This window comes from Microbacterium sp. Bi128 (assembly GCF_918698205.1).
In genome coordinates this window covers 1-1,949 of sequence record NZ_CAKKMM010000971.1, presented here as the reverse complement: position 1 = coordinate 1,949, position 1,949 = coordinate 1, and the positions used below count along the sequence as shown (strand labels likewise).

The window sequence follows — 1,949 nt, the reverse complement described above, 5'->3', positions numbered from 1 at the left end:
GGCCTCGGCTTCGCTATCCGCGAAGGCGGCCGCACCGTTGGTTCAGGACGCGTCACCAAGATCATCAAGTAATTACTTGCCGATCTGATGCTTTGCCCCTGATCAGCCAGCCGTCTGGCAGCTGAGAAGAGGATCGGGAACAGCCCCGCTGCACTTGCAGCGGGGCTGTTCCTTTTAAGTTCCTGATACCTTTGCAGGAAGGGAAGGGAGCTCACCATGGGCTGGTTCATTTTTCTGCTGATCGCCGCCGCGGTCGTCGTCGCGTTCTTTTGGGCGAAGAGGCACTTCCGCCAGGAGATCGAGCGCGCCAAGCGCATCAATAGGTCCAACCGCAACCAGTAGCAGCGGCCGGGCGGGGCTCAGGCCCGGCGTGCCCGCGCGAGGGCCTGGTACCAGTAGTACGAGTCTTTCGGCGTGCGCTTGGGGCTCGTGAACTCGACGTGCACCAGGCCGAAGCGCTGCGAGTAGCCGGCCGCCCATTCGAAGTTGTCCATCAGCGTCCAGACGTAATAGCCGAGCAGTTCGACGTCGTGGGCCACGCCCCCGGGGGAGGTCGCCTCCACCGCCTGGCTGAGATGTGCGGCGAGATAGCTGATCCGGCCGGCATCGGGAATGGGGCCGGTGACGTGGTCCGGTTCGGGGAAGCTCGCCCCGCTCTCGGTGATGTAGAGCGGCGGCAGCGAGGACCCGTACCGGTCCTTCAGCTCCCGGAGCAGGATCCCCAGGTGGTCAGGAGCGACCGGCCAGCCGAATCCTGTGCGTTCATACTCCGGGAACGCGGCCATGTGGAACGGGACTTTCAGCATCGCCTCCGCGGCTGCCGAGGGGCTGTCGACGCCGCGGCCCGTGGCCACCTTCACGGGGTAGTAATAGTTCAGACCGTAGAAATCCAGCGGCTGGTGGATCGTGGCCAGGTCCGCGTCGCTGATGCTCCGCATTGAACGGAACCACGGCCGGGCGATCAGCGGCAGCCGGGGAAAGCGGCCCAGGAGGATCGGGTCAGCGTAGAGCCGGTTCAGCACGAAGTCGAACACCCTGGCCAGCATCCTGTCTGTTGGCGAACCGGAAGCAGGCCGGACGGGGGAATGCAGGTTCGTGACGCCGACGGCGCCGGCGACGCCCTCCGCGCGCAGCGCCTGAACCGCCAGCCCGTGCCCCAGGAGCTGATGCCGCACCGACGGCAGGGCATCGAAGAGCAGGCCGCGGCCGGGTGCGTGGACGCCCAGGGCGTAGCCGTTCAGGGTAACCGAGGCGGGCTCGTTCAGCGTCACCCACTGCGCCACGCGGTCGCCGAACCGCTTGCCGGCGGCCGCGCTGTACTCGGCGAACCGTTCCGCCGTCGAACGGTTCATCCAGCCGCCCCGGTGCTCGAGGGGCAGCGGCGTATCCCAGTGGTAGAGAGTGGCCATGGGGGAGATGCCGGCGGCGAGGAGCCGGTCGATCAGGCGGTCGTAGAAGTCCAGCCCGGCCGCATTGAAGCGGCCGCTGCCCTCGGGCTGGACCCGCGGCCACGAGATCGAAAAGCGGTAGGAATCGATCCCGAGATCCCGCATCAGTTCGATGTCTTCCTCGGCGCGGTTGTAGTGGTCGCAGGCCACGGCGGGGGAGTGCCCGTGCAGGATGTTGCCGGGCTTTTCGGCAAAGGCGTCCCAGCCGGAGGGGCCGCGGCCGCCGGCGGCAAGGCTGCCCTCGATCTGGAATGCCGCGGAGGAAACACCCAGGGTGAATCCCGGGCTCAGGCGTGCGGCGAGGGCCTGAACTGCTACAGAGTCCTGCACAGTCATGCCCCTATCATCCATTCGACAGCGATTCAGGACAATGGCCCTCCGGCAGTGATTGCACTACTGTGATTGCAGTGCCTGCAGAGGGCTGATTCGCTTCTGCCCGCAAATTCCGGCATACTAGATGAGTTGTTCAAGCGCTCTTTCGCGTCCCGATCCGGATAATGC

General features: G+C 66.0%; 3 protein-coding genes. 1 reads left to right on the top strand and 2 read right to left on the bottom strand.

The features are described 5' to 3' along the window. The coding region (locus LQV45_RS28685; protein ID WP_230010390.1) for a hypothetical protein at positions 1-218 on the bottom strand (218 nt) is incomplete at its 3' end. Between LQV45_RS28685 and LQV45_RS35725 the strand changes: the two genes are divergently transcribed. After that, on the top strand, positions 217-342 hold the full coding sequence (locus LQV45_RS35725) for a hypothetical protein (RefSeq protein WP_256860042.1): 126 nt from the start codon (positions 217-219) through the stop codon (positions 340-342). The two genes, LQV45_RS28685 and LQV45_RS35725, sit on opposite strands and share 2 nt — an antisense overlap. Before the next feature lie 17 nt (positions 343-359). Here the strand turns inward: LQV45_RS35725 and LQV45_RS28680 are convergent, their stop codons facing one another. Beyond that, positions 360-1,784: a GH1 family beta-glucosidase gene (locus LQV45_RS28680; RefSeq protein ID WP_230010388.1), complete on the bottom strand. Its 1,425-nt coding sequence runs from the start codon at positions 1,782-1,784 to the stop codon at positions 360-362. Between the last annotated feature and the right edge of the window lie 165 nt (positions 1,785-1,949).